Origin of the sequence: Micromonospora sp. NPDC003816 (assembly GCF_042874705.1) — a bacterium.
Lineage (GTDB): Bacteria > Actinomycetota > Actinomycetes > Mycobacteriales > Micromonosporaceae > Micromonospora.
In genome coordinates this window covers 141,869-167,627 of record NZ_JBIANP010000011.1, presented here as the reverse complement: position 1 = coordinate 167,627, position 25,759 = coordinate 141,869, and the positions used below count along the sequence as shown (strand labels likewise).

At 72.2% G+C, this 25,759-nt stretch carries 18 protein-coding genes and 1 rRNA gene; 11 read left to right on the top strand and 8 right to left on the bottom strand.

Going from position 1 to position 25,759, the window contains the following annotated elements; all coding sequences use genetic code 11:
* The first annotated feature begins 137 nt into the window (after window positions 1-137).
* Window positions 138-254 (top strand): 5S ribosomal RNA (gene rrf / locus ACFYTT_RS26620).
* A gap of 171 nt (window positions 255-425) precedes the next feature.
* The gene (locus ACFYTT_RS26615; RefSeq protein WP_176095501.1) at window positions 426-629 is read left to right on the top strand and encodes a hypothetical protein; all 204 of its coding nucleotides are present in this window, start codon (window positions 426-428) and stop codon (window positions 627-629) included.
* A gap of 84 nt (window positions 630-713) precedes the next feature.
* On the opposite strand, the gene ACFYTT_RS26610 is transcribed toward ACFYTT_RS26615, so the two are convergent.
* Together ACFYTT_RS26610 and ACFYTT_RS26605 are read right to left on the bottom strand one after the other, a co-directional pair.
* On the bottom strand, window positions 714-2,528 hold the full coding sequence (locus ACFYTT_RS26610; RefSeq protein ID WP_176095500.1) for a VanW family protein: 1,815 nt from the start codon (window positions 2,526-2,528) through the stop codon (window positions 714-716).
* Between the two features lie 145 nt (window positions 2,529-2,673).
* Entirely contained in the window at window positions 2,674-3,921 is a 1,248-nt protein-coding gene (locus tag ACFYTT_RS26605) for a polysaccharide biosynthesis protein (RefSeq protein WP_387263147.1), read from the bottom strand.
* A 161-nt stretch (window positions 3,922-4,082) separates the two neighbouring features.
* Between ACFYTT_RS26605 and ACFYTT_RS26600 the strand changes: the two genes are divergently transcribed.
* Window positions 4,083-4,838 carry an FkbM family methyltransferase gene (locus tag ACFYTT_RS26600; protein ID WP_387263144.1) on the top strand — a complete coding sequence of 252 codons (756 nt, stop codon included), beginning with the start codon at window positions 4,083-4,085 and terminating at the stop codon, window positions 4,836-4,838.
* A gap of 45 nt (window positions 4,839-4,883) precedes the next feature.
* Here the strand turns inward: ACFYTT_RS26600 and ACFYTT_RS26595 are convergent, their stop codons facing one another.
* Window positions 4,884-6,809, bottom strand: a complete 1,926-nt coding sequence (locus ACFYTT_RS26595) for a hypothetical protein (protein WP_387263141.1) — start codon at window positions 6,807-6,809, stop codon at window positions 4,884-4,886.
* A 139-nt stretch (window positions 6,810-6,948) separates the two neighbouring features.
* On the opposite strand from ACFYTT_RS26595, the gene ACFYTT_RS26590 reads away from it, so the two are divergent.
* Entirely contained in the window at window positions 6,949-8,667 is a 1,719-nt protein-coding gene (locus ACFYTT_RS26590; protein WP_387263138.1) for a hypothetical protein, read from the top strand.
* Window positions 8,664-8,825 carry a hypothetical protein gene (locus ACFYTT_RS26585; protein ID WP_161594961.1) on the top strand — a complete coding sequence of 54 codons (162 nt, stop codon included), beginning with the start codon at window positions 8,664-8,666 and terminating at the stop codon, window positions 8,823-8,825. The genes ACFYTT_RS26590 and ACFYTT_RS26585 overlap by 4 nt, the downstream gene beginning before the upstream one ends.
* Before the next feature lie 60 nt (window positions 8,826-8,885).
* On the opposite strand, the gene ACFYTT_RS26580 is transcribed toward ACFYTT_RS26585, so the two are convergent.
* On the bottom strand, window positions 8,886-10,046 hold the full coding sequence (locus ACFYTT_RS26580) for a glycosyltransferase family 4 protein (RefSeq protein ID WP_236145730.1): 1,161 nt from the start codon (window positions 10,044-10,046) through the stop codon (window positions 8,886-8,888).
* A gap of 246 nt (window positions 10,047-10,292) precedes the next feature.
* Between ACFYTT_RS26580 and ACFYTT_RS26575 the strand changes: the two genes are divergently transcribed.
* The 4 genes from ACFYTT_RS26575 (at window position 10,293) to ACFYTT_RS26560 (ending at window position 18,209) form a co-directional block, all read left to right on the top strand.
* Entirely contained in the window at window positions 10,293-11,960 is a 1,668-nt protein-coding gene (locus tag ACFYTT_RS26575; RefSeq protein ID WP_131053211.1) for a substrate-binding and VWA domain-containing protein, read from the top strand.
* On the top strand, window positions 11,957-16,186 hold the full coding sequence (locus tag ACFYTT_RS26570; RefSeq protein ID WP_387263134.1) for an alpha-(1->3)-arabinofuranosyltransferase: 4,230 nt from the start codon (window positions 11,957-11,959) through the stop codon (window positions 16,184-16,186). The genes ACFYTT_RS26575 and ACFYTT_RS26570 overlap by 4 nt, the downstream gene beginning before the upstream one ends.
* 5 nt (window positions 16,187-16,191) lie before the next feature.
* On the top strand, window positions 16,192-17,004 hold the full coding sequence (locus ACFYTT_RS26565) for a class I SAM-dependent methyltransferase (RefSeq protein WP_254877002.1): 813 nt from the start codon (window positions 16,192-16,194) through the stop codon (window positions 17,002-17,004).
* Between the two features lie 65 nt (window positions 17,005-17,069).
* Window positions 17,070-18,209, top strand: coding sequence for a DUF3068 domain-containing protein (locus tag ACFYTT_RS26560; protein WP_387263131.1), 1,140 nt, complete (start codon window positions 17,070-17,072; stop codon window positions 18,207-18,209).
* Between the two features lie 48 nt (window positions 18,210-18,257).
* Here ACFYTT_RS26560 and ACFYTT_RS26555 read toward each other — a convergent pair whose 3' ends face one another.
* The 4 genes from ACFYTT_RS26555 to ACFYTT_RS26540 form a co-directional block, all read right to left on the bottom strand.
* The gene (locus tag ACFYTT_RS26555) at window positions 18,258-19,928 is read right to left on the bottom strand and encodes a DUF885 domain-containing protein (RefSeq protein WP_131055708.1); all 1,671 of its coding nucleotides are present in this window, start codon (window positions 19,926-19,928) and stop codon (window positions 18,258-18,260) included.
* 79 nt (window positions 19,929-20,007) lie between these two features.
* Window positions 20,008-21,066, bottom strand: coding sequence for a PHP domain-containing protein (locus ACFYTT_RS26550; RefSeq protein WP_387263127.1), 1,059 nt, complete (start codon window positions 21,064-21,066; stop codon window positions 20,008-20,010).
* Window positions 21,067-21,136: 70 nt separating this feature from the next.
* Window positions 21,137-24,064: a glycosyl hydrolase gene (locus ACFYTT_RS26545; protein WP_387263124.1), complete on the bottom strand. Its 2,928-nt coding sequence runs from the start codon at window positions 24,062-24,064 to the stop codon at window positions 21,137-21,139.
* 169 nt (window positions 24,065-24,233) lie between these two features.
* Window positions 24,234-24,992, bottom strand: a complete 759-nt coding sequence (locus tag ACFYTT_RS26540; protein ID WP_387263121.1) for a M23 family metallopeptidase — start codon at window positions 24,990-24,992, stop codon at window positions 24,234-24,236.
* Window positions 24,993-25,058: 66 nt separating this feature from the next.
* Here ACFYTT_RS26540 and ACFYTT_RS26535 point away from each other — a divergent pair, with 66 nt between their 5' ends.
* Together ACFYTT_RS26535 and ACFYTT_RS26530 are read left to right on the top strand one after the other, a co-directional pair.
* Window positions 25,059-25,400: a hypothetical protein gene (locus tag ACFYTT_RS26535; protein WP_176095488.1), complete on the top strand. Its 342-nt coding sequence runs from the start codon at window positions 25,059-25,061 to the stop codon at window positions 25,398-25,400.
* Between the two features lie 130 nt (window positions 25,401-25,530).
* On the top strand, window positions 25,531-25,698 hold the full coding sequence (locus tag ACFYTT_RS26530; RefSeq protein WP_162854368.1) for a hypothetical protein: 168 nt from the start codon (window positions 25,531-25,533) through the stop codon (window positions 25,696-25,698).
* The last annotated feature ends 61 nt before the right edge of the window (window positions 25,699-25,759 follow it).

The following is a 25,759-nucleotide window of genomic DNA, read 5'->3' as shown; positions in this document are numbered from 1 at the left end:
GGTTCAGTTGACCGGTACTAATAGGCCGAGGACTTGACTATCAAAGTTGCTACGCGTCCACTGTGTAACTCACAACAAACAAACACACCCCAACACGTTGGTGTTGGTGCGGATTGTGTTTGACATGTTGATAAGGTTACGGCGGTCATGGCGGAGGGGAAACGCCCGGTTACATTCCGAACCCGGAAGCTAAGCCCTCCAGCGCCGATGGTACTGCACCCGGGAGGGTGTGGGAGAGTAGGACACCGCCGGACATCTTCTCGATTTAGGGCCACCCCCACGGGGGTGGCCCTAAACGCATTTACAGGCCGACCGCTACAGCCCGACCGCTACAGCCCGACCGTGGCAGCCTGAACCGGGGCAGCCTGAACCGGGGCAGCGCGGCGGTGATTCATGAGGGGTCCGTCGTTACCTAGACTCGCCGGATGAGGCAGGCGATGAAGGATCTGACCCTCTCCGAACACTCCCATTGGTTCGGCTTGGGCCCTCTGGCGTTCGCCGTCCTGGCGGGCATCCGCGCCTTGGTGGCCGACGAGCCCTTCGCCCGCTGGGCATGGACCAGCATCGCCGTCCTCATGCTGATCCTCTGTGGCGTCTACGTCATCTGGGCGAAGAAGAAGCGCTCCTGAGCCCTGTTAGGAAGGGTCCCCTGCTATGCACGAGGCGTTAGCAGGGGACCCTTCCTTACACGCGGGCGTGGTGGAGAGTGGACGTCAGGTGCCTGGCTCCTTGGCGCAGATGAAGCGCGGCTCGGCACTGTACGTCCAGGTGAACTTCTCCCGCTTGACGACCTTGCCGTCCTTCTTGATGACGCGGAAGGCGTCCTGGGTGAAGCCCTGGCTGCCGCTGGCGGGGATGCAGGTCGGGCCCGGCTCCAGGTAGACGGTCTTGGACGACGTGATGTTGCGTCGCGGGCTGTACTCGGTCTTGACGCTGTCCCAGATCTTCGTGCTCCAGATCGACACGGTGAGCGAACTGCCCGTGTACGAGGTGTCGATCAGAACGCCGTGATCGGTGTTGTTGCGGAACTTGAAGTCGAGGTTGGGCCAGAAGATGGTCGACTCGATGACCGAGGGGTAGCGACTGAAGTAGTACGAGTGCGGCTTGTGCTCGACGTCTTCGAGACCGGCGTAGTACGTGGCGTTGAACAGCGTGGTGGTGAACTGCGAGGTGCCACCACCGACGCCCGGCACCAGCTTGCCGTCCATGATGACCGGCGCGTCGCGGTAGCCCTGGGCGTACCCGCGCTCACCGGTGTGCCCGTTGAGCGAGAACGTCTCGCCCGGCAGCACCACGGTGCCGTCCACCTTCTTGGCGATCGTCACGATGTTCTGGCTGCGTGCCGAGGAGAGGCCGCCGGTGAAGTGGGTGGTGAAGGAGGAGACCTTCTCCTTGATGCCGAGGCCGCCCAGTTTCTCCGCGGTGAGCTTCGGCTTCTTCTCCGTGAGCTTCGCCGAGATCGTGCGGTCCTCGGTGCGGGGCAGGACGGCCATCAGGTCGTCGCCGAGGCTGCTGGTGTCCACCTGCTGGCCCGCGCGTCCCTCGACGACCTTCGGCTTGCCGCCGGAGATGGTCATCGTGGCGTCCCTGGGTGCCACCTCGACCTCGTTCAGCCGGTCGCCCAGGGCCGCCCGCAGCCGCTTCATGTCGATGCCGGCAGTGAGCTTGCCGCTCTTGTCGGCCTTGAAACGGAGGCCCTTCGCGATGGCCGACGTCGGGATGTTCACCGAACCACGGTCGGTGGTCAGCTTCACCGGCGCGGCGACCGCCGGCTCGGCCAGCTCGCGTACCAGGCGGTCCACCTCCTCGGCCGAGGTGGCCGGGTGGTTCTCCACCAACGGCACCGTCACCGGCTGACCGCTCAACCAGCCCGCCTTGACCACGTCGGCGGAGTGCTCCGGGTCGACCGCGAGGCTCGGTTTGGGGTGACGCACCTTCGGCTTCGTGCCGGTGAACGTGATCGCCGGCATGGTCATCTTGCGGCCCTGGTCGCCGACGAGCTTCTCCAACTCGGCTTCCAACTTCGGCACGTCGACGGAGACCACCGGGTCGACCTGCCGTGAGCCGACCAGCCGGTCCACCGCGTGTGCGTCGGTGGCCGCCGCAGCCGCCACCGTGGCGTCCACGTCGACGGTGAGCCCCACCTCGGCCGGGTTGATCTCGGCGGTCCGCTCGCCGATGCGTACCTGGATCGGGGCGGCGAGTTCGGCGGCGCGACGGTCTAGCTGCGCCCGCAGTTCACGGGCCGCGTCGGTCCGACTCCGGCCACCGAGCTCGGTGCCCATCACGCTGGTGCCCCGAGGCACGTCACCGGCGTACGCCCAGACGGTGACCGCGCCCACCGAGGCGAGCACGGCGGTGGCCACCCCGGAGGCGAGGAGCAGGCGGAACCGGCGCGGCCGGCCCGGTGTGCCCGGCTGGGCAGGGCTCGCCTCGGGCTCCGACCGCGCGTTCGGCCAGTCGACCGCGGTCACTTCCACGGTGGGCCGATCGTCGGCGGGGGGCTTCTTCTCGCCGTACAACGTCACAGCAACCTCTTCGGGGAACTACCGCAGGGGGATGGGACCCACCCGGAAGACAACTACGGTAACCAACGGTGCGGCCGACGGGGAGTCCGAGTGACCCGTCAGTCGTCCAGGGAGGCCGTCCAGCAGGTCGAGGCGGTCGTCGCGGTCACTCCTGGTGATCGCCCATTCCCTTCCGGGTCAACGGGCCGCGACGGAGGACGAGCCAGCCCATCACCAGCGCGGTCCCGGCTGCGGTGGCCAGGGCGCAGGACAACACGCCGGTGACGGTGCGTGGCGCGATCAGTGTGGCTGCCACGGCCAGCACGGCCGACGCCACCCACAACGGGAGGGCCGGCCACCGGGCAGCGGTCGCCACCCGATCGTTGACGAGCATGAACACCACCGCGTAGAGGGCTCCGGTGGCGGCGAACAACGGCGCGAGCCCGGCCAGGTGCCGGTAGTCGGCGCCGCCGGCGAGCTGGAACGCCGTCTCTCCGCCGATGGCGGCGGCCGCGACCAGGACCGCGCCGCAGGCCAGGATCAGGCCCAACGCCACCACACGGGCCCGGCGGTCGTGCCGGGCCAACCGGGGCAGCACCAGCAGCGTGACCACCTGGGGTGCCCAGAGCGCACCCTTGGTGAGGACCGCGCCGACCGCGTACGCGCCGGAGTCGGCCGCCGGTAGCAGCTGGCGGGCGAGGAGAAGGTCGGCGTACGAGATGGTGAGCATCGCCAGCGTCGCGACGCAGGCGGTCGTCACCTGGCGTCCACCGAGTCTCCCGGAACCGGTGACGCCTGCGGGACCCGACGGAGGCGTCACGCCGAGGGACGGTGCGGCGAGGCGGGCCAGGACCGGGATGGCGAGCAGGCCGGTGAGCGTACCCAGCAGCAGGCAGACCACCGGTCCCCGACCTGCCAGGAGGCCGACGACCAGTCCGCCGTAGCGGCCGGCGGCGAGTACGGTCATCGCGGCGGCGAGCCGCAGGAACCGCTGGTCCCCCTGGAGTTCGCCGAGCCAGCGGCCGCTGAGCACGGTGGCGAACGTGGTCGCCGCGAGCAGCAGGGACAGCGTCACCGGCAGTCGCAGGACCACGGAGAGCACGGGTGCGGCAGCGAGCGTGGCCGCCGCCGTGTACGTGGCGGTACGCAGAGCCAACCCGGCCTCGCCACCACCGCCGAGGCGGGCCCGGTGCGCCGCCACCGCGATCTGCAGACCGAAACCGGGAACGGCGGCGATCGCCGCCAACGCGAGCACGGTGGCCAGGGCGCCCAGATCGGCCGCGCTCAGTCGGCGTGCCCCCAGCACGGGTACGACGTACGCCAGCGCATTGGTCGCCAGAGTGGCGACGGTGACGGCGGCACCGGCCGCGCCGAAGCGTACCGTCGTGGCGTCCTTGCCCGTGGTCCGTGTCATGCCACTCCGCGTCGTGCCGGCGGGCCGGCGGACCCGTGCGGGTCCGGCCCCGGGCGGATCCGAGTCGGGGAGACGGCCCCGACCGGCAAGACCCTACCGGCCGGTAGCTGTCTCCGACAGACCCTGCCCCAGCGGCCGGTGAGCGTCTAGTGTGCTGCCCCATGGCGTCGACGAAGCTGTCACCGGCAGCGACCTCCGGTGTGGCGGCAATCCTCCCGCAACGGCTGCTCGCCGGGGCGATCCGCCGGGTCTACCCCCGGGTGGAACCGGAACTGGCACGGTTGGTCGACTTCGTGCCGGCCGGCGGCACCGCCGTCGACGTGGGCGCCTGGTACGGGCCGTGGACGGCGCGGCTGGTACGCCGTGCCGACCGGGTGGTCGCGGTGGAGCCGACCAGCGCCCTGGCCGGTCAGCTCCGGGTGGCGTTCCCGGCCGTGGAGGTGGTCGAGGCTGCCGTCTCCGACCACGAGGGCACCGCGACGCTCTATCTCCCCGAGGGCGGGGCGATCGTCGGTACCTCGTCGTTGGAGGACGAGACGCAGGGCCAGCCGGTGTCCGTCCGGCGGATCACGCTCGACTCGCTCGGCCTCACCGACGTGCGGTTCGTCAAGCTCGACATCGAGGGCCACGAACTGCCGGCGCTGCGGGGCGCGGCGGAGACCGTCCGGCGGGACCGTCCGGTGCTGCTGATCGAGGTCGAGGAGCGGATCCAACCGATGGAGCCGCTGATCGACCTGCTGACCTCCTGGGGGTACCGGGGGTACGTGCTGCCCGACCGGCAGTGGATCCCGCTGGCCGACTTCGACCTCGGCGGGCACCAGCGCGAGTCCATCGCGCGGGTCGGCCAGAGCTTCGCCCGACGGGTCGTCTGGCCGCGTCCGCGCTACGTCAACTCGGTGCTGTTCCGTCCCGAGTGACCGAGGGTCGGGTCCGCCGGGTGGCGTACGGACCGGTGTCGAGGGCTACCCCTCCGGCTTGGGTGCCGGATCGCCGATCGCGATCTCGTTCGTGCAGAGCGTCAGGTCGGTGCCGGTCACCGTCAGCTCCACGCTGTCCCCGCCGCCCACGATCCGGAAGAAGCGCTGGTTCAGCCCCTTCCTGATCGGGAACACCGCCTCACCACTGCCCAGCCGCAGCGTGGCCGTGCCGTCGGCCGAGCTGAGGTAGCCGACGCGTACCACCCAGTGCCACGAGAAGCGCGGTTCGTTCAGCGGTATCCGGACCGTCTCGCCGCCGGCCACCAGGTGACCGCAGCCCTCGCGGGGACCGGGCTGGATCGTGCTGCCCACGACCGTGGCCACCTTGACCCGGCCCAGCCCGTCGAGCACCGACGGGTGCTCGGCCTCGTCGACGTAGGTGGGACGGGCGCCGAGCGCGCGGAAGAAGCGGGACTGGAGGTTGTACGGCTCCGAGAGGCGCGGCACGACGTTGTCCGGGACCGGGGAGTCGAAGAAGACGGTGTCGGGCGGCGCGCTGGCCAACTCGATCCGCACCGTGTCGATGTACGACCGTCCGGACTTCGCCGCCCACTCGTCGCCGTACCGGGAGGTCGTCCAGGCGGTGCCCAGACCAGCGGCCACCAGGACCAGCGCGAGCCCGATACCCACCGGCTCCCGGTAGCGCTCCGGCAGCGGACCGGACAGCCCGGGTGGCGGTGATCCGGCCGGTGCCGGCGTGACCGGCCCGGTGTCGGGCTGTGCGGTGTCGGGCTGTGCGGTGTCGGCTGGCGCGGCGGCGGGCGACCGGGCCAGCCCGACCACGGCGACACCGAGACAGATCGCGGCGACCACGACCACGTCGCTGACGTACCGGGGAACACCGCCCGCCACGCCGCTGAAGGCCGACCCGAGCCGGGTGGCGGCCAGCATCGCGGCCACCATGACCAGGTACGCGACGAGCAGCAGCCAGGCCCGTCCGGCGCGCGGGCGAAGGCGGACCGTCGCCACGACCACGGCGACGACGACCACCCAGCTCATCCAGGTGCCGATCTCCGGCGGTGCGGTGACCGGTGCGCCGTCACCGGCACCGAGCCACTGCCACGGCCCGCCCACCAGACCCGGCACGACGGTCGAGTTGAGCATCTGGGTCAGGAACGAGAAGACCTCGTCGGGAGAGTCCGGCCGGCGCAGGGAGGACTCCGACCGGGTCAGGTACGCGGCCATGAAGACGAGCGAGAGCACCGTCAGCAGCAGCCATGACGGCCACCAGCGACGGATCGTGGTCCAGACGGTGCGCAGCGGGCCGCCGTCGGCGTAGAGGGCGGCGGTCAGCAGGAAGACCAGCGCCACGACCAGGATCGCCTTCTCGAAGAAGAAGAGCCCGAACAGGACGGAGAGGGCCAGGGCCACCAGGTGCCGGGGCCGCCGGGTCCGTACGTAGTCGACCTGTGCGCGGATCGCGAGCACCATGGCGATCTGCATCGGCAGCATGTTGACGCCGACCGCCCACCAGGACGTCGCCTCCAGGGTCAACGGGCTGAACAGCAGCAGTCCGAGCGGGAGGAGGATCAGCCACGACGGCTGGAGCAGGCGGCGCAGCAACTGGAGGAAGACGACGCCGAGGACTGCCTGACCGATCGCCATGAGCAGCACGTACGGCCAGTAGTGCAGGCCGACGTACTCGGTGACCAGCCAGACGATCAACCGCCCGCCGGGCATGAGGTGGTTGTTGTAGAGCGCGAACAGGTGCGCGACGGTCAGGTCGGACTCCGCAGCCTGGGTGATCAGCACGTAGTCGTCGGCGGCCAGGAAGCCGCGGAACGCCACGTGGGTACGCCAGAACACGCTGAGCGCGATCATGGCCAGCGCTGTCGCCCGGATCGGGTCGCCGCCCCACCGGCCGGCGGTCCGGTCGGGTGCCGCCGTCACGTCCGCCCCCGTCGATGTCATGGCGGGAAGGGTGTCACATCGGGCGTGGCGCCCCCCATCAGGCCAACGGATGGTTCGACGGCTGCGGCGGCACCGCGCCGCGTACAGTGGCCGCCACCAGCGCGGCCGATACCGCGCCCGGCTGTGATGGGGTCGACGGATGCGGGAACGGCTGGTGCCGCACGCGGTGGCGGCCTCCGTGGTGGCGGTGGTGCTCGCCCCGCTCGCTCTACCCGGTTACGTGTTGCGGTACGACATGGTGTTCGTGCCTCGGCAGACACTGAGCTGGGAGCTGATCGCCCCGGCCACCGCGCTGCCCCGGGCCGTGCCGCAGGACGCGGTGGTGGCGCTGGCGGGGCAACTGGTCCCGGGATGGGTGCTGCAACGGCTGGTCCTGGTGGCGATCCTCTATCTGGCCGCGCTGGGTGCCGCGCGGCTCGTCCCCACCGGGCGGGTGGCCGTGCGGGCGGTGGCGGCACTCGGGTACGCCTGGACTCCCTTCCTGGCCGAGCGGCTGCTGATCGGCCAGTGGGGGTTGCTCGTCGCGTACGCGGTGCTGCCGTGGCTGCTGAGGGCGGCGATCGGGGTCCGCGCGGGTGAGCGGTACGCCCTGCATCGGCTGCTGCTGTGCGTGGCGGCCTCGGCGATCACACCGACCGGCGGGCTGCTCGCGCTGGTCGTGTCGGCGGTGCTGCTGGTGGGGCGGTACCCGGGGGCGCTTCGGGCGGCGTCGACCGGGTTGGGCGTGGCGGTGCTGCTGAACGCGCCGTGGCTGGTGGCGGGTGTGGCCGGGGCGGGTGACGCGCGCTCCGATCCGGCCGGGGTCGCCGCCTTCGCGGCGCGGGGCGAGAACTGGGCCGGCCCGTGGGTGGCGCTCGCCGGCACGGGTGGCATCTGGAGCGCCGATGCCACCCCGGCCTCCCGGGCGAGCTGGCTGGTGCCCCTGGCCACGGTGCTGGTGCTGGCGGTCGCCGGGTACGGCGTACCGCTGCTGCGGCGTCGGTGGGCCGGACCGGTCGTCGTGCGTCTCGGTGTGCTCGCCGTGGGGTCGTGGCTGGTCGCGGCACTGGGCGTCCTGCCCGGCGGGGCGGCGCTGCTGAGCTGGGCGGTGGCGACGGTGCCCGGCGCCGGTCTGGTGCGGGACGGACAGAAACTGCTGGTGCCGTACGTCCTGGCGCTGGCCGTCGCCGTGGCGTTGGGTGCGGAGCGTGCCGCCGGGCGACTGACCGCCCGTTTCGACGCCGCCACCGGGCGGGTGTTCCTGGTCGGTGCGGCACTGCTGCCGGTGGCGGTCCTGCCCGACCTGGCGTTCGGTGCTGCCGGTCGACTCCGTCCGGTGAGTTGGCCGGCCGACTGGGCGACGGTGAGCCGGCTGGTCGCCGAGCGTCCGGGCGAGGTCGTCTCGTTGCCGTTCCAGCAGTACCAGGTCTATGCCTGGAACGACGGTCAGGTGGTGATCGATCCGGCACCCCGCTATCTCGCGGTGCCGGTGCTGATCGACGACACGCTGCGGGTGGGCCGCACCTCGGTCGCCGGTGAGGACGTGCGGGCGGCGCGGCTGCGCGAGGCCCTGACGGCCGGGCAGCCGGTGGTGTCGGCCAACCCTCGTTGGGTGCTGGTGCAACGGGCGGCCGGGCCGCCGCCGGACGCGGTCACGCTGGATGGCCTGCGCCTGCGGTACGCGGGGGCCGAGCTGACCCTGTACGAGAATCCGTTGTGGACCGCCGCACCCGGACCGGCGCGGCCGGGGCCGGTCGGCCTGGCCCATCTGCTGGCCGCTACGGCGCTGCTGGCCGTCGGTCTTTCGGGCACTGCGCAATGGTGCTACCGCGTGGTAACGTCCCGGCACGCGAGTCCCGCGGAAGGAGAAGGTGGATGAAGAACCTGCCTGCGTTCATCGCCGTCGGGGTACTCGGAATCGTGCTCGGCATGCTCGGCAGCGTCGGTCTGACGAACGTGCTCAGCCCGTCCGCCAAGGAGGCCGCGAACTCCACGGTGAGCGAGCAGACCGAGGCGCCCCTCTACGGCACGCGCTGACCTGAGAAGTGACGACGGGGTGTCCGCATCTGCGGGCACCCCGGTCGCCGTGCCCGGACGTCAACCGGTGGCAGCGGTCGCCCGTGCCACCAGCTGTGCGAACCGCGCCCCGGTCGCGGCCCAGGTGAAACGGGCGGCGTGCGCCAGTGCGGCCTCGCCCATCGCCTTGCGTCGGACGTCGTCGCCGAGCAGGTCACGGACCACCGTGGTGAACTCCGCCTCGTCGTCCACCAGCAGGCCGGTCCTGGTGTCGACCATCGCCTCGGCGACGCCACCGGCGTAGCGGAACGCCACCGTCGGGGTGCTGCGCGCCGCGGCCTCCACGATGGTCAGGCCCCACCCCTCCTTGAGCGACGGGGTGAGGGCGATCCAGGCCGAGCAGAGCAGCCCGTGCTTCTCCTCCTCGCTGACGAATCCGGCGAACCGCACCTGGTCGGTGATGCCGAGCGACGCGCACAGCTCCCGCAGCGGCTCCTCCCACCAGCCCTGCCCGGCCACCACCAGTTCGAGTTCGGGCAGTTCCCGGGCGAGCGCGGCGACGGTCCGCAGCGCGATCTCCACCCGCTTGTGCGGGACCAGGCGGCCGAGCACCAGGAGCGAGGGGTGCGGCGTACGCGGCCACGCCGGGCCGATCACCGGCGGCGTGCCGTTGGGAACCACGTCGATCCGCTCGGCGGCCACGCCGAGCGAAGTCAGTTCGGCCCGGCTGGCCTCGGAGACGGTGACGTAGCGGCAGCGCCGATAGAGCCGTACCGCCAGCCAGGACTCGATCCACCAGCCCAGCCGGGCCATCCACGGGCCGAACACCACCGGCCACTGCTCCCGGTGCACGTGGTGCACCAGCGCGACGACCGGCCGTCCGGCGTACAGCGGGGCGAAGAAGGGCACCCCGTTGCACACGTCGACGACCAGGTCCGGCCGGCCCAGTCGGCGACGGCTCAGCGGTCCCAGCCCGAACCGGCCGGCGATGCAGGTCAGCGCCGCGCGGAGGTAGACGGTCATCCGGGTGCCCCGGCGTAGCACGCGGACCCCCGAATCGGTGGTGCCGGCCGTCGCGGCGGCGTCGTGCGCGGCGCAGAGCAGAGTCACCCGGTGCCCCACGGCGACCAGCTCGGCGGCGATGCGCTCGATGTAGACCTCCGACCCGCCGCCCTCCGGGTTGGTGGTGTCGCGCCAGTTGAGGAACAGGACGTGGCGGGAGGGGGTGCCGTTGGTGTCCACGCTGCTCCTACTGGTGAGTAACTGAGCACGATCGCGCCACCCTAGGACCGCCCGGCCCGAGTGCGCAATGGGCAGTTCCGGCCGTGACGGCCCATGACCGTCCATCGATCGGGGGTTTGCCGACGGACGCAAACCTTGGCAGGGTGTGCAGCGCAACCGCCCGCGATCGCCGAGTCCTTCGCTCGTGGTGGCGTTGTGACCTGCGTCGAAAGGTGGGCGCAGGGCTGACGAGGAGGTGAGGCCGCGATGGTGGCCGACCGTCCCGCGCCGACGCGGGCCCCGTTCCACCGCTCGCCGGTGGTGCTGCTCAGCGCCGCACTGGCGGTGGTGCTGACCGGTTGGGCGGCGGTGGCCTACGTGCGTGCCGACCGGGGCACACCGACCTGCGTCGACCAGGTCCGGCTGCGCGTGGTGGCCGCTCCGCTGATCGCTCCCGCGCTCGACCGGGTCGCGCGGGTGCGAGCCGGCAGCCAGCCGTGCGTCTCCGTCGAGGTACGCACCTCCGAGTCGGCCGTCGTCGCCCGGGACCTCGCCGACGGCGTGGAGGTGGCCGAGGTCTGGGTACCCGAGTCGACCTTCTGGCTGCGACGGGCGCGGGCGGCGGGGGCGTTCGAGGTCGCCGGGCAGGGCACCTCCATCGCGAGCACCCCGGTGGTGCTCGCGGTGCCCGATCGACTGGCCCGCCGCTCGGGTTGGCCGGACGAGCGGTTGACCTGGGCGGCGTTGGTCGGGTCCACGGCACGTGACGTCGAGGTGGGTGTGCCGGACCCGGCGGTCGACCCGGCCGGGTCCGCCGCACTGCTCGGCGTACGGGTGCTGGCCGACGAGAACCGGGACTCGGCCGCCACCACGACGGCCACCCTGCGCGCACTCGCGAAGCGGACGTTCAGCCCGGACACGCCGGAGGGCTCGCTCACGCCGGGCCGACCGCTGCCCGGCGGGGCCGATGCCGTCGCCGTCACCGAGCAGGCCGTGCGGGAGCACAACGCGTTGGCCGGCACCGACAAGCTGGTCGCGGCATACCCGGAGATCGCCGTCCCCTGGCTCGACCTGCCGTACGTGGTGCTGCCCGCCACCCAGGGACGGGCGCGGGACGCCGCCGCCGGTTTCCTCACCGGTCTGCTCACCCCGGCCGCCCAGCAGGTGTTCACCGGTTACGGGTTCCGCACCTCGGCCGGTTTCCCGCCGGCCGTGCCGGACGACGGCCGGTTGCTGGGGCAGGAGCGGCGGCCGGTCCCGCTGCCGGCCGAGGACGTGGTCACCGAGGTGCTGACCGGTTGGAGCGGCGTGCAGCGCAGCGGCCGGATCCTCACCCTGCTGGACGTCTCCGGCTCGATGGCCGCGCAGGTGCCCGGTGAGGGCAGCCGGCTGGAGGCGACCGTCCGGGCCGCCGAGCAGGGGGCCGCGCTGCTCCTCGACAACAGCGAACTCGGCATCTGGACCTTCTCCACGAAGCTCGACGGCGACCGGGACTACCGGGAGATCCTGCCGGTGGGCCCGCTGGGTCCGCAGCGACGACTGCTCGCGGAACGGTTGGCCGCCGTCCGGGTCACGCCGCAGGGCGGGACCGGACTGTACGACAGCACGCTGGCCGCGTACCGGGACGCCCGCCGCAACTGGACGCCCGGCCGGATCAACCTGGTGCTGGTGATGACCGACGGTCGCAACGAGGACGACGAGAGCATCAGCCGGGCGGCACTCCTCGCGGAGTTGGCGCGGTTGCAGGAACCGCGCCAGCCACTGCCGATCATCTTCATCGGACTCGGTGAGGACGTCGACCCGGCGGAGCTGACGGCGATCGCGGAGGCGACCGGGGGACGGGTGTTCGTGACCAGGCAGCACGGCGGGATACGCCGCATCTTCTTCTCCGCCCTGGCCGACCTGGGCTGCCAGCCCCCGGAGTGCCGCAGGTGAGCCGGCTGCTGTCGGCGCTGCGCCGCTCGCCCGGCACCGCGCTGTCGATGCTCCTGCTCACCGTGATCGCCTTCGTGCAGCGGCCCGGCCAGGTCACCTTCGACACCAAGCTCGACCTCGCCGCCAACCCGATCCACTTCATGGCCCGCGCGCTGCACCTGTGGAACCCGGAGGCCACCTCGGGGGAACTCCAGAACCAGGCGTACGGCTACCTCTTCCCGATGGGTCCGTTCTTCGCCGTCGGGCAACTGCTGTCGATTCCACCGTGGATCACCCAGCGGCTCTGGACGGCGCTGCTGCTCGTCGCCGCGTTCTACGGGTTGCTGCGGCTGGCCCGCGCGTTGGGCATCGGCAGTGAACCGACCCGGTACGCGGCAGCGCTCGGATACGCGCTCGCCCCGCGCATCCTGACCGAAGTCGGTGCGCTCTCCTCGGAGACGCTCGCCGCCTCGATGCTGCCCTGGGTGCTGCTGCCGCTGGTCACCGTGCGCCGGATCGGCTCACCACGGCGGGCCGCCGCACTCTCCGCGCTGGCGGTGCTCGGGATGGGCGGGATCAACGCGGCCGTCGTGCTGCTGGCACTGCTGCTCCCCGGCATGTGGTTGCTCACCCGCCGCTTCGACGCCGCGCATCGGCGCCTGGTCGTCTGGTGGTGCCTCAGCGTGGTCGGGGTCTGCCTGTGGTGGATCGTGCCGTTGCTGCTGCTCGGCCAGTACAGCCTCCCGTTCCTCGACCACATCGAGTCGTCCACCACGACCACGGCGGTCGCCTCGCTGTTCCAGGCGGTGCGCGGCACCAACCAGTGGGTGGCGTACATCGTGCAGGGCGAGCCCTGGTGGCCCGCCGGCTGGTTGCTGATCGACCATCCCGTGCTGATGACCCTGACCGCCGTGATGGCGTTGATCGGCCTGGCCGGGCTGGCCGGCAACCTGCTGCCCGAACGACGGTTCCTGGTGGCCGGCTTCCTGGCCGGACTGACCCTGCTCACCGTCGGTTACGTCGGCGCGCTCGACAGCCCGGTCTCCGAGCAGGTGCGCGGGCTGCTGGACGGCCCGCTGGCACCGTTCCGCAACGTCCACAAGCTCGACCCGGTGCTGCGGTTGCCGCTGATGCTCGGCTTCGCGCACGGTGTCGACGCGGTGGCCACCCGGCTGCACCACGCGCTCGTCCGACGCCGACCCGGGCTGCGGCTCCGGCCGCTGGTCCTCGTGCCGGTGCTGCTGCTCGTGCTCGGAGCCGCCGCACCCGCGTGGCTGGGCCTGCTGCGGCCCGGGCCCGGCTGGTCCGACCTGCCACCGCACTGGCGGTCGGCGGCGACCTGGCTCGCCGACCGCGACGCGCTGGCCCGGACTCTGGTGGTGCCGGGCACCAGCTTCGGGCAGTACCAGTGGGGACGCACCGTCGACGAGCCCCTGCAGGCGTTGGCCGGGGCACCATGGGCGGTACGCCACCAGGTGCCGCTCGGTTCGGCCGGGAACACCCGGATGATGGACACCGTCGAGGAGGCCCTGGCCAGCGGTCGGGGCTCGGCGGGGCTGGCCGACCTGCTCGCCCGCTCCGGTTTCCGGCACCTGCTGCTGCGCAACGACATCGACCGGCCCCAGGTCGACGCGCCACCGGTGGCGGTGTTGCGTCGGGCGCTGGCCGACTCGCCGGGCATCGTCCGGGTGGCGACCTTCGGCACCACCGACGTCCTGGCCCCCACCTGGAGCAGCCCGGTCGACGACCCGGCGGGCACCCTGCCGGCGGTCGAGGTGTACGAGGTGCAGCGACCGGTCCCCGCCGCCTCGGCGGTGCTCACCGCCGACGTGCCCACGGTCAGCGGGGGCCCCGAGTCGCTGCTGCCCCTGCTGGAGCAGCGGATGGTGGAACGGGACCGGCCGGTGGTGCTCGCCGGCGACCGGGAGCGGCATCCCGACGCCACCGGTGACTCCTGGATCGTCACGGACGGGTTGCGGCGCCGCGAGCGGGACATCGGCCGGGTCCGGGACAACCTCTCCCAGACGCTGGCCGCGAACGAGCAGGGGCGGCTCGGTCGGGTCGCGCTCGACCTGCTGCCCTTTCCCGACGAGCGACACCAGACGACCGCCGTCTACCAGGGCGTACGCGAGGTCAGTGCCTCCTCGGCGGTGAGCTTCGTGGACTCCTTCGGCCCGGCCGACTCGTCGCGCCTGCCGTTCGCGGCTCTGGACGGCGATCCCGGCACGGCGTGGCACTCGGCACCGCTGGGCGGCCCGGTCGGCCAGTGGCTCCAGGTGGACCTGGACACACCGCGTCCGGTGGACGGTGTGCGCCTGGCGTTCGTCAGCGACCTCGCGGTGGGCTGGCCGGTGACACGGTTCCGCCTCACCACCGACCGGGGCTCGGTGGACCACGAGGTGGCCCAGACCCTGGGCGCCCACTCGTACTACACCCTTCCCGGTTCGACCAGCCGCGTACGGGTGACGGTGTTGCAGGTGGCCGACGGTCGAGTCGACGGTGGTGTGGGCATCCGGGAGATGACCATCCCGGACACCGAGCCGACGCGTGGCCTGCGGGTGCCGACCGACCTGCCGGACACCACGTCCACGCCGGTCAGGTGGGCGTTCAGCCGTGGCGCGGCGCACCGGCCCGCGTGTCATCCGAGCCCGGTCGACGGTGCCGGGCCGGCGGTGGGAGACAGCGTGATCCGCTGCGACCGGTTCCTGGCCAGGGCCGGTGAGGAGCCGTCGGGTCTGGACCGGGTGTTCCGGAACCCGACGGCGGGCACCTACCGGATCCAGTTGCGGGCCGTGCCCCGGCCGGGCGGCGAGTGGACGTTGCCGGAGAGCGAGCTGACCGCCACCTCCTCGTCGCAGCTCGGCGGGGACGCGGCGGTGGCGGCGTACGCGGCGGTCGACGGTGACCCGGGTACGGCCTGGCTCGCCGGTACCGACGACCTGCGTCCCACCCTGCGGCTGAGTTGGGCGGGGCAGCGCCGGATCGACGAGGTGCGGCTGCGCGCCGCCGACCTGCCGGTGGGCTCGTTGCCGCGACGCGTCGAGATCCGCACGCCGCAGCGGGAGGTCACGGTGCCGGTCGACGCCGACGGTGTGGTCCGCTTCCCGGCGGTCCGCACCGACCGGATCGAGATCGTCGTGCTGGAGACCGAACACCGCCTGGCGGACGAGCGTGTCAACGGCTGGCCCGCCACCGCCGGCATCGCGGAGGTGGAGATCCCGGCCCTGACCGACCTGCTCACGCCGATGGCCGCCGACACCCAGGTGGTCGAGGGCTGCGGTGACGGGCCGATCGTCGAGATGGACGGCTTCCGCTACCGCACCTCGGTGACCGCCAACCTGGCCGACGTCCGGGCCGGGCGGCCGGTGCCGGTGCGGGTCTGCGGCGAGGACGGTGCGGTGCTGGACCTGCCCGCAGGCAGTCACCGGCTGGTGACCTCGCCGTCGGCCGGGTTCGTCGTGCAGGACGCGACGCTGCGGCCGGACGGCGACGTGGCCGCCGCGCCACGGCATCGGGAGGTCGAGGTGCGCGACTGGGCGCCGACCGACCGCACGGTCGTGGTCGCGGCGGGCGAGCAGGCGCTGCTGGTGGTGCCGGAGAACGCGAACTCCGGCTGGACGGCCACGCTGGACGGCGAGCGGCTGACCACCACCCGCGTCGACGGGTGGCAACAGGCGTGGGTACTGCCGGCCGGCGCCGGCGGCGAGGTCCGACTCGTCTTCGCGCCCGACCAGCCGTACCGCGTCGGCTTGGGTGCGGGCGCGTTGACGGCGGCCGGGGTGCTGGTCCTGGCCGGGTGGCCGGCCCGCCGTCGGCCTGCGGCGGACGGCGACATACCGGACGGCGTACCCGCCGAGACGTCTCCGTGGGCGATCGGAGCTGTGCTGCTGGCGCTGCTCGTCGTGCTGGGCGGGGTGCTGCCGGTGGCCATCGTGCTGGCCGCGATGGTGCTTCGCCAACTGGCCCCGCGCGCCCTACCGGTGGTGGTGCTGGGCGGGTTGTCCGTCGCCACGGCGGTCGCGGTGACCGGCCGGTTGCAGGGGTACGGGCAGGACTGGGCGTACGGGACGTGGGTGCAGGCGGCGATGCTGGTCGCGATCGGTGCGGTGGTCGCCGCAGTGGTGCCGGTCCCCGGTGTACGCGCAGCGCCCCCCGTACCGGATGATGTGACGCCGGTCTCACCGGTGGAGTCGCCCGGTGTGACCGGCGCCGACAGCGAGGGCGAGGACGGGGCGGTGGCACGGTGACTGCGGTGGACGACCGTACGCGGCGGGCGGCACTGCGCCGTTTCGCGACCCTGCGGCGCTCGGTGACGCTGTTCCGGGCCTTCCTGGTCGAGCAGACCGATCCCGACCACTTCTACGGACTGCTCGCCGCCGACTCGGTCCGCCAGGTCTCCGGCTACACCGAGCTGGCCGGGCGGACGGTGCTCGACGTGGGAGGCGGACCGGGATACTTCGCGACGAGTTTCCGTGCCGCCGGGGCGTGGTACGTCGGGCTGGACCCGGACGTGGGTGACTTCTCGACCGGCGGCGAGACGGTGTCGGGGATGCTGCGGGGCAGCGGCACGGCGCTGCCGGTGCGGACCGGAAGTGTGGACGTGGCGTTCTCGTCCAACGTGGTGGAACACGTCGGGGATCCCGCGTCGATGCTCGACGAGATGGTGCGGGTGACCCGGCCGGGCGGGCTGCTCTTCGTGTCGTACACGCCCTGGTTGTCGCCGTGGGGCGGGCACGAGACCGCACCCTGGCACTGGCTCGGTGGGCACCGGGCGCGTCGCCGCTACGAGCGACGGCACGGGCGACCGCCGAAGAACCGTTTCCAGGAGACGCTGTTTCCGGTCTCCATCTCGGACACCCTGCGGTGGGCGCGAGGCAACGGCGACGTCGACGTGGTGGACGCGTTGCCCCGCTACCACCCCTGGTGGGCGCGGTGGGTGATCCGGGTGCCGGGCCTTCGCGAGGTGGTGGCGTGGAACTTCGTCCTCGTCCTGCGGCGGTCCGCCGGCGAACGACCCGACGAGGTGGCGAAATCGGGGCTGACCGGGGGTCGCGTCGCTATGTGACTTGGTAGTAACCTCGCGGCCACACTAATCGATGCCGACGAAAATTCGCTCCTCGGGGAGGAAACATGAAGCACCGCGCCGTGGGTGCCGTGCTGTTCGGCGGCGGCGTACTGCTCCTGGCGCTCGCCGCCGGGCTGGTGTTCGTCGTCAAGCCAGCGATGACCAAGCTGCCCTACGACCTGGACTCCTCGACGTCGGTCGCCGAGGCCAGGAACGCCACCTTCCTGCAGATCACCAACGGCGCGGCGGCCATCAACCAGGCCGACCTCAAGTCCACCATCCTGGTCACCCCCGAGCGGGACAAGACCGCGGCGCTCAGCGGCGACCTGGCCGGTGACGCGGTGGTCTGGCGGGTCGGCCAGACCGTCGACCGGACCGACACCAAGGAGCTGGTCAGCGCGTACGGTGCCGAGCTGGCCCTGGACCGGGTCTCCGGCGCCGCCGTCGAGTGGAGCGAGGGCTACCTCGACGACAGCGGCACCCAGGAGAAGGTCCCGTACGCCGGGCAGATCTACAAGTTCCCGTTCCACTCGGACCAGACCGACTACGAGGTCTTCGACCGGGATCTGCGGCAGACCCGGGTGGCCGCGTTCAAGGGCACCGAGGACGTCAACGGGCTTGAGGCGTACCGGTACGAGCAGGTCATCACCGACGAGAAGCTGCCGCTACCGGCGGACCGCGTCGGACTGCTGCTCGGTGCGCTTGCCCCGGGCGCGACCTCCGGCGACGTCGTCTACAGCAACACCCGGACGGTCTGGGTAGACCCGGTGACCGGCTCGTACCTGAAGGTGCGCGAGCAGCAGAAGAAGGTGCTGGTGCCGAACACGGGTGCCCAGGTGACGCTGCTCGACGCCGACTTCGCCTACAACGACGAGACCGTGGCGTCCTCGGTGGAGCGGGCCAAGGAGAGCCGGGGCCAGCTCACCCTCCTCGGCGTGTACGCGCCCCTCGGGCTCGCCGTACTCGGTCTGGCGATGATCCTCGTCGGACTGCTGGTCTCCCGCGACCGTGGCCGGGGCGTCGCGACCGGCCGGCATGCCGCGAACACGGCGCCGACCCGGGTCGACCAGCCGGCGGTCCGCGACGACCAGCGGCAGAGCGGGCCGTTGTCCGACGAGATCCCTCCGGCGTCGACCAACTGGAAGTCCGACGAGCCCACCGTGCCGGGGCAACGCGCCCCGCGCAGCGACTCCGACCGGAGCTGATCCCGGTACGCCCGGGACGAGGGGTGACCCTCGTCCCGGGCCCGTTTCTCAGAGCCGGTCCAGCGCCCGACGCAGCGGGTCGAGCCCGAGAGCCCCCAGGTCGAGCGCCTGGCGGTGGAACTCCCGCAGGTCGAAGTCGGCCCCCTTGCGGACCTTGGCGTCCTCCCGGGCCTGGAGCCAGATCCGTTCGCCCACCTTGTACGAGGGGGCCTGCCCCGGCCAGCCCAGGTAGCGGTTGAGCTCGAAGCGCAGCATCTCGTCCGGCACCCGGCAGTGCGCCCGCAGGAACTCCCACCCCAGTTGCGGCGTCCAGCGCTCGCCCGGGTGGAAGTCGAACGGGTTGTCCGCCGGGATCTCCAGTTCGAGGTGCATGCCGATGTCGACGATCACCCGGGCGGCCCGGAACGCCTGGCCGTCCAGCATGCCGAGCTTGTCGCCCGGATCGGCCAGGTAACCCAGCTCGTCCATCAGGTTCTCGGCGTACAGGGCCCAGCCCTCGCCGTGGCCGGAGACCCAGCAGAGCAGCCGCTGCCAGCGGTTGAGCAGCTCCGCCCGGACGGCGGTCTGCCCCACCTGGAGGTGATGGCCGGGCACCCCCTCGTGGTAGACCGTGGTCACCTCGCGCCAGGTGGAGAACTCGGTCAGGTCCTGCGGCACCGACCACCACATCCGGCCCGGCCGGCTGAAGTCCTCACTCGGACCGGTGTAGTAGATCGCGCCGTCACTGGTCGGCGCGATCATGCACTCGATCCGCCGGACCTGCTCCGGGATGTCGAAGTGGGTGCCGTTCAGGTCGCTGATCGCCTGCTCGGCCAGCCCCTGCATCCAGTCGCGGAACGCCTCCTTGCCCCGGATCGTGCGGACCGGGTCGGCGTCCAGCGCGGCCACCGCCTCCTCGATCGTGGCGCCCGGCCCGGCGATCTGCGCCGACACCGTCCGCATCTCGGCCTCCAGGCGGGCCAGTTCCGCGAACCCCCAGGCGTACGTCTCGTCCAGGTCGACCCGGGCGCCGAGGAAGTACTGCGAGGCCAACTCGTAGCGGTCCCGCCCGGCGGCCTGCTTCTCCCGACCGTGCGGGGCCAGTTCGGCGCGCAGGAACTGCCCGAACTCGGCGGTCGCGGCGGTGGCCGCCGCTGCGCCCCGGCGCAGTTCCGCGTCGAGGGCACCGCTCGCACCCAGTCGCTCGACGAGTCCGTGGAAGACGTTGTCGCCCTCCGGGTCGACCCAGGTGTCACACTGCTTGGCCACCTCGAGCAACTGCACCCGCGCGCTGACGTGTCCGGCGGCAGCCGCCTCGCGCAGCGTGGTCTTGTAGGACTCCAACGCACCCGCGAAGAGGTTCAGCCGGGCGGCGATGTCGGCCTGCGCCTGCTCGCCCTCGTGCGGCATCAGGTCGAAGACCATCCGGATCTCGTGCAACCCGGAGGTGATGACGCTGACCTCGCTGCTCGTCTCGCCGCTGTCGTACCGTGCGAGGTCGAGACCGAGCCGCTCCTGCATCGCCTCCTGGGCGGTGCGTTCGGCCTCCGACGCCGGTTCGACGGTGTCGAGTTCGGCCAGGGTGCGCCGGCTCAGGTCGGCGCGGGCGGCGTACCCGTCGGGTGACAGGTCGTCGAGCTTGTCGTCGTGCCCGGAGATGCCGACCATGGTCGCGCCGGCCGGACTCAGCGCCGCCCAGTCGGCGACGTACCGGTTCGCGAGGTCATCGATTCGTCCCACGCAGCGAACCCTACGTGACCCGCCCGGCGGGGCAGCGGAGCAGCACGGCCGGTCCGGTTGCGGCCTCGGACGGGAACGGTCAGCCGTGGGTCCAGGCGACCAGGTCCTCCGCCGACCAGCTGTTGACCACCCGGTCGGCGGGTACGCCGCAGCGGGCCGCCCGCTCGCACCCGAACCGCTGCCAGTCGAGCTGCCCCGGTGCGTGCGCGTCGGTGTTGATCGCGAACAGACACCCGGCCTCCAGGGCCCGCCGGATCAACCGCTTCGGCGGGTCCTGCCGCTCCGGCCGAGAGTTGATCTCCACGGCGGTGCCGTGCTCCACGCAGGCGGCGAAGACGGTCTCGGCGTCGAAGTCGCTCTCCGCCCGGGTCCGGGCCCGATGCCCCCGGTCGCCGGGTCCGGTCACCCCGGCCGGACGCGAGGACACCATGCGCCCGGTGCAGTGACCGAGGATGTCCAGGTGCGGGTTGGCGACGGCGCTCACCATCCGTCGGGTCATCTTCGCCCGGTCGTCGCCGAGGCCGCTGTGCACCGAGCCGACCACCACGTCCAGCCGGGCCAGCAACTCCTCGTCCTGGTCGAGCGAACCGTCGGCGAGGATGTCGACCTCGATGCCGGTGAGGATCCGGAAGCCCTCCGGCAGCGCCTCGTTGAGCTGGGCCACGTGGTCGAGCTGGCGGCGCAGCCGATCCGCGGTCAGCCCCCGGGCCACCTTCAACCGGGGCGAGTGGTCGGTCAGTACCAGATACTCGTGGCCCAGCTCGACCGCGGCCAGCGCCATCTCCTCGATCGGCGAACCACCGTCGGACCAGTCCGAATGGGTGTGGCAGTCACCGCGCAGCGCGTCACGCAACGTGGCCGCCTCGGCGTCCAGGTCGGTGCCCTCGGTGGCGACCAGCCGACGCAGATAGACCGGTTCCTCTCCGGCCAGCGACTCGGTGACGCACCGGGCGGTGACGTCACCGACCCCGGCCAGCTCGGTGAGCGTGCCGCTGCGGGCCCGCTCGGCCACCTCGGCGGCGGGTAGCGCGGCCAGCGCGTTCGCCGCCGACCGGAAGGCCCGCACCCGGTAGGTGGCCTCGTTGGCACGCTCCAGCAGGAACGCGATCCGGCGCAGGTCAGTAACAGCGTCACGCATGTGGTGAAACTACGCGTCCGCGCCGCCGGTCGGGGTACGACCGGCGGCGCGGAGTGCGGGATGTCAGAGGTCAGGAGTACGGCAGGCGTACCACCGACCGGTTACCGACGCCCAGCGTGCTGGAGTTGTTGCCGATCGCGGACCAGACCTCCACGCGGACCGTGCCGCCGCGCAGGTTGCCGAGGCTGCCGGTGCTGGAGTGGAGCCCGGCCGCCTGGGTGTAGGTCTCCCAGCCTGGCACCGGGTCGGTGGCGAAGTACCGGTAGGTCTCCACCCGTTCCCAGCTCCCGTTGCCGGTCAGGTCGTACGAGACGCGTACCTGCACCCCGTTGCCGACCGCGTTGCCCGCGTCGAGGAGCAGGTCGAAGGCGGTCTGTCCGCCGGTGTGGTCGAGGGTGAGCCCGGTGGCGGTGAACACCGACGGGTTGGTCGGCGTGCCGTCCCGGTTGGTGCCACCGGCGCTGGCCACGGTCGTGGTCCCGGCGGTGCCGGCCGTACCCAGTCCACCGCCGGCGAGCAGGTAGCGGGTCGGCTGACCCGAGCCCGGCGGGTTCGTCGGCGTCGGCGTCGGCGTCGGGGTGGGCGTGGGGGTGGGCGTCGGAGTCGGCGTCGGGGTCGGGGTGGGCGTCGGGCCCGGCGGTACGCCCCCGCCGGCACTGCCACCGCTCCAGGTGTGCGCGCCACTGGTGGCGGTACGCCCGGCGGCCACCGTGAGCTGCGTACCGTCGGAGAACCGGACGGTCAGCGGGGTGGCGGAGATGTTGCTGGCCACGTAGGTGCGGGCGCCGTTGCGGTTGAAGACGGCGGCCAGCGGGTGGTCGGCGGTGATCCCGGTGTCGACCCGGCCCAGCCCGGCCAGGTTGCGGATCCAGTGGAAGGTGTGTGCCCGGCTCTCGCCCTCCTCCGGCGTGTAACCGGGGTTGGCGCGCAGTTTCGCCAGCGCCGAGTCGGCGTCACCGAGGGCGAGGAACTGCCAGTGGATGTCCTGCCACACGGTGGGTTCGCCACCGTTGTTGCGGACCAGCTCCTGGTACTTGATGGAGTTGTAGTTCGGGTGGTAGCCCAGGTACAGGTGGCCGCCGGTGATCGGCAGCAGGTTGATGCCCTGGATCATCTCCGGCTCGGCGCTGAACCAGGTGGCGTACGCACCGCCGTCGCCCCAGACCATGCCCACGTTCGAGTGCCCGAACCCGGCCGGGAAGTTCTCGTCGTTGACGTCGAACCAGTACTCGTGGATCGCCGCCGCCTGCGTGGTGTAGATGAAGATGCCGGCGTCCCGGACCGCGGTGTTGCCGGTGGCCTGCCCCCACTGGATCAGGGCGTTGGCGAAGTTCATCCCCTCGGACGACGACTCCTGGTTGTTGCCGCTGGCGAACGAGCCGTGCCCGGAGGCCCAGTCGTGTCCGGCGTAGATGTCGAAGTCCCGCAGGTACGGGAAGCGGGTGTCGGCCCGGTCGTAGTTGTTGGCGTCCCGGATCAACAGGTCGATCATGCCGCCGTACTGGTCCTGACGGGCCCAGGACGGGTCGAACTTGGCCAGCGTCGCGGCGGCGGCGATGTAGTAACCGTAGTGGAAGTGATGGTCGTTGAGCTCCTGGTCGGAGCCGTACGAGGCGGGGTAGCCGATCAGGGTGCCCCACCGCTGGTCGTAGTAGAAGAGGCGCTCGGTCTCGCCGGGTGAGGCGGTGAGCCAGTCGTTGAGCGTGGACCGGATGGCGTTCAGCGCCGAGGTCCGGGTCTCGGTGTCGCCGACCAGGTCGGCGATCTCGGCGATCCGGGAGGCCCGGCCGAGGCCCTTGCCGGTCCAGTAGGTGTCACCGCCGCGCTGGTCCATCGGGTTGCTCCGGACCGCCGCGAGATGCTGCCGCAGCGTGGTCAGGTCGGCCCCGGCGCCGGTGGCGACCGCCGGCAGCTCGGGCAGTACGCCGTGGAACCGCATCGAGGTGCGGAACTCGCCGACACCGGTGAGCACCTTCATCCGGCCGCGCGCCGACGGGTAGGTCGGTGCGATCGGGGTGGCGCCGGTTAGCGACTTCCACTGGTGCGGGTAGAGGCTCACCACGGTCCGCGTCTCGGTGCCCTCGCGCGGGGTGGTGGTGAAGGTGTAGCGGGTCTCCACCCGGCTGGTCGACTGGTTGTAGGTGTAGCCGACCCGGGTGCCGGTGACGTGGGCGTGCGCGTACTGGCCGTAGGTGGTGGCGAGCTGGGCGCGGGCCGTGGCGTCACCGGTGGCCGGCAGCAGGGCGACCGAGAAGTAGCCGCGTCCGGCGAGGTTGGAGCTGATCCGGGTACCGCTCACGGTCCAGGTGGCCCCGGACGGCGCGTACGCGACGTAGTCGTGGCCCCGGACGCTGAAGCTGATCCGGCCGGCGCTGTTGGAGAAGACCGTGAAGCCGCCGCCGTTCGCGTTGATCACCGCGTCGCCGCCGGTGGTGCGGAAGTACGCGAACGGCAGGCCGTGACCGATGGTGGCGCGCAGGGTACGGGTGCCGTCGCTCCAGTACGGGGTGACCGTCCAGTCGGTCCAGTCGGCGACCCGGACGATCGGCGCGGCGAGCCCGGCCACGCCGACCCGGATGTCCTCGACGTAGGGGTACTTGTACTCGCCGACGCCGGTCGCGGTGCCGCTGATGGCGGCCACCGACTCGGCGGAGAAGCCGAGTCCGTCGGTGACCGGCCGGTAGGACGCCGGGTGGGCGTGCAGCGGCTCGCTGAAGGAGCAGTTGAGCCGCTTCCACAGCAGCGAGGACCACCAGTCGTTGGTGGGGATCGGGCCGGGCGGCGCGTCGGCGGTGGCGAACTGCCGAGGGTTGGTGGTCATGTCGCCGCAGCCGCTGGGCAGCGGGCCGACGGGGGTGGTGGTGTAGCTGCCGGCGCCGACGGGCGCGGCCTGCGCGGGGGAGGTGGCGGTGACGGCCAGCCCGCCGAGGACGAGGGCTGCTGCGGCGGTGGCGGCCAGCAGCCGATGACGGGTACGGCGTGGGACGGGAGGTCGCATCTTTCCTCCATGGCGCGCCGGTCGACGGCGCGTTTCGTCGTCGTTTGGGGGGGTTGATTCCGTGAGAGAGCGCTCTCTCCGTGTTACGCGACGGTAGTTCACCGGCACGACCTGCGTCAATGTGTCGGACTTATGAAATGCGGATGACGCGGGACGGGACGTCTCCGGCTCAACGCGCCGGGGGTCGCTCCGGGCAGCCGTTCTTGCGGTGCCACGCCGCCACCTTCGCCGCCGGCTCGCGGTTGCCGCCCTCGCGCCACGAGTCGAGGTACGGCGCGGGCCAGATCACGCCCCGGCGGATCCACCAACCGTCCTCACCCAGGCACGGCGGGGAGATGCCGAAGTGGAGGTGGCAGACGTTGTTGGCGTTGCCGGTCCGGCCCACGGTGCCGAGCTGCTGCCCGGCGCGTACCCGCACGCCCGGCGCGATGTCGTCGGCGACCTCGGTCAGGTGGGAGCCGTAGTAGCGCACGCCGTCGTCGCCGAGCACCGACACCGACAGGCCACCGTTGTACGGCCCCTGCGGCCCCTGCCTGTCGTACCGGTCCCGGCGGCTGACCTCACCGATCGTGCCGTCGGTGACCGCCACGAAGGGTTCGCCGCAGTCGGCGAAGATGTCGGTCCCCGGGTACGCCGAGTGGGTCGGGTGGTAGGCCACCTTCGTCGCGCGTACCGGGAAGACGTGCCGGAGCCCGGCGCGGGTCGGACTGGCGGTCGCCGCCGGTTGGTCCGCGGTGTCCGGCGTCGCGGCGGTCGGAGCCGGCGCGTCGGTCGGCGGCGCTGCCTCGCCGGTGATCGGCGGCGTCGCCGAGCCGGTCGGCGACCCCACGGGCGGGGGAGGGGGCGTCCCGCAGCCGGCGGCGGCGAGCACCGGCACGAGCAGCAGCACGGCGTACGCGCGACGGCGTCCGATCCTCAGCGAGACCATCGGGCCATCCTGACAGGTATCGCCTACGGTGGGAGGAGGACGTCCACGGGTGGGAGAGTGGCAGGGATGATGCCGTACAGCCCCTCGGGCCTCTTCCCGTCCGGGCGCCCGCGACGACCCACCTATCGCGAGCCGCACCCGGTCAGTGGTGCCGGTGTCGCGTCGGGAGCCGTCGGCGCGCTCGCCTGGCTGGGCCTGGTCGCCCTGCTCGGACGCAGCCTCGCCGGGTACGCCTGGTGGACCCTGATCGCCGGTGGCGTGGCCTGGATCGCCGCCCTGGTGCTGGTCCGCTTCGGTGACCGGGGAACGGCGGCCGGCATCGCGATCGTCACCGCAGGAGGCTGGAGCATCGCCACCGTCGCGGTGGTCACCCGCTGGGCGGCCAGCGGCGACTGGCCGCTCTGGTAGGGCGGACGGCGTACCCGTCAGGGCCCGGCCCGACGACGAGCGGCCCCCACCGGCGGTGACTGCGCTGCGTTGTTGTGCAGGCACCGAAACCCGTCTTGACTCGGCCGCCGCGACTCGGCACGCTCGCGGTATGGCCTGGACCACTCCGCGGCTCGATCCGGATCGCAGCCGTCGCCGCATGCAGCTCCTGGCGCAGCTGGCGGACGCCCGCTCGGTGCGCGAACGCGAGCGGCCACAGCGGGCACGCACCGAGCGGCTCCGCCAGCTGATCGCCACCCGCCGTCGCCTGACCGGCTGACCGGCGTCTGTCACTTTCCCCAGGAATGACCGGCCCTTCGGGGCGTTGACCGGTCGCCTGC

What these genes read in the sequence shown, in the direction of transcription:
- ACFYTT_RS26605 (WP_387263147.1), bottom strand. Translation starts at nt 3,921, where the DNA reads ATGACACGGACCACGGGCAAGGACGCCACGACGGTACGCTTCGGCGCG.
- ACFYTT_RS26615 (WP_176095501.1), top strand. Translation starts at nt 426, where the DNA reads ATGAGGCAGGCGATGAAGGATCTGACCCTCTCCGAACACTCCCATTGG.
- ACFYTT_RS26575 (WP_131053211.1), top strand. Translation starts at nt 10,293, where the DNA reads ATGGTGGCCGACCGTCCCGCGCCGACGCGGGCCCCGTTCCACCGCTCG.
- ACFYTT_RS26545 (WP_387263124.1), bottom strand. Translation starts at nt 24,064, where the DNA reads ATGCGACCTCCCGTCCCACGCCGTACCCGTCATCGGCTGCTGGCCGCC.
- ACFYTT_RS26540 (WP_387263121.1), bottom strand. Translation starts at nt 24,992, where the DNA reads ATGGTCTCGCTGAGGATCGGACGCCGTCGCGCGTACGCCGTGCTGCTG.
- ACFYTT_RS26560 (WP_387263131.1), top strand. Translation starts at nt 17,070, where the DNA reads ATGAAGCACCGCGCCGTGGGTGCCGTGCTGTTCGGCGGCGGCGTACTG.
- ACFYTT_RS26600 (WP_387263144.1), top strand. Translation starts at nt 4,083, where the DNA reads ATGGCGTCGACGAAGCTGTCACCGGCAGCGACCTCCGGTGTGGCGGCA.
- ACFYTT_RS26550 (WP_387263127.1), bottom strand. Translation starts at nt 21,066, where the DNA reads ATGCGTGACGCTGTTACTGACCTGCGCCGGATCGCGTTCCTGCTGGAG.
- ACFYTT_RS26585 (WP_161594961.1), top strand. Translation starts at nt 8,664, where the DNA reads ATGAAGAACCTGCCTGCGTTCATCGCCGTCGGGGTACTCGGAATCGTG.
- ACFYTT_RS26535 (WP_176095488.1), top strand. Translation starts at nt 25,059, where the DNA reads ATGATGCCGTACAGCCCCTCGGGCCTCTTCCCGTCCGGGCGCCCGCGA.
- ACFYTT_RS26595 (WP_387263141.1), bottom strand. Translation starts at nt 6,809, where the DNA reads ATGACATCGACGGGGGCGGACGTGACGGCGGCACCCGACCGGACCGCC.
- ACFYTT_RS26530 (WP_162854368.1), top strand. Translation starts at nt 25,531, where the DNA reads ATGGCCTGGACCACTCCGCGGCTCGATCCGGATCGCAGCCGTCGCCGC.
- ACFYTT_RS26590 (WP_387263138.1), top strand. Translation starts at nt 6,949, where the DNA reads ATGCGGGAACGGCTGGTGCCGCACGCGGTGGCGGCCTCCGTGGTGGCG.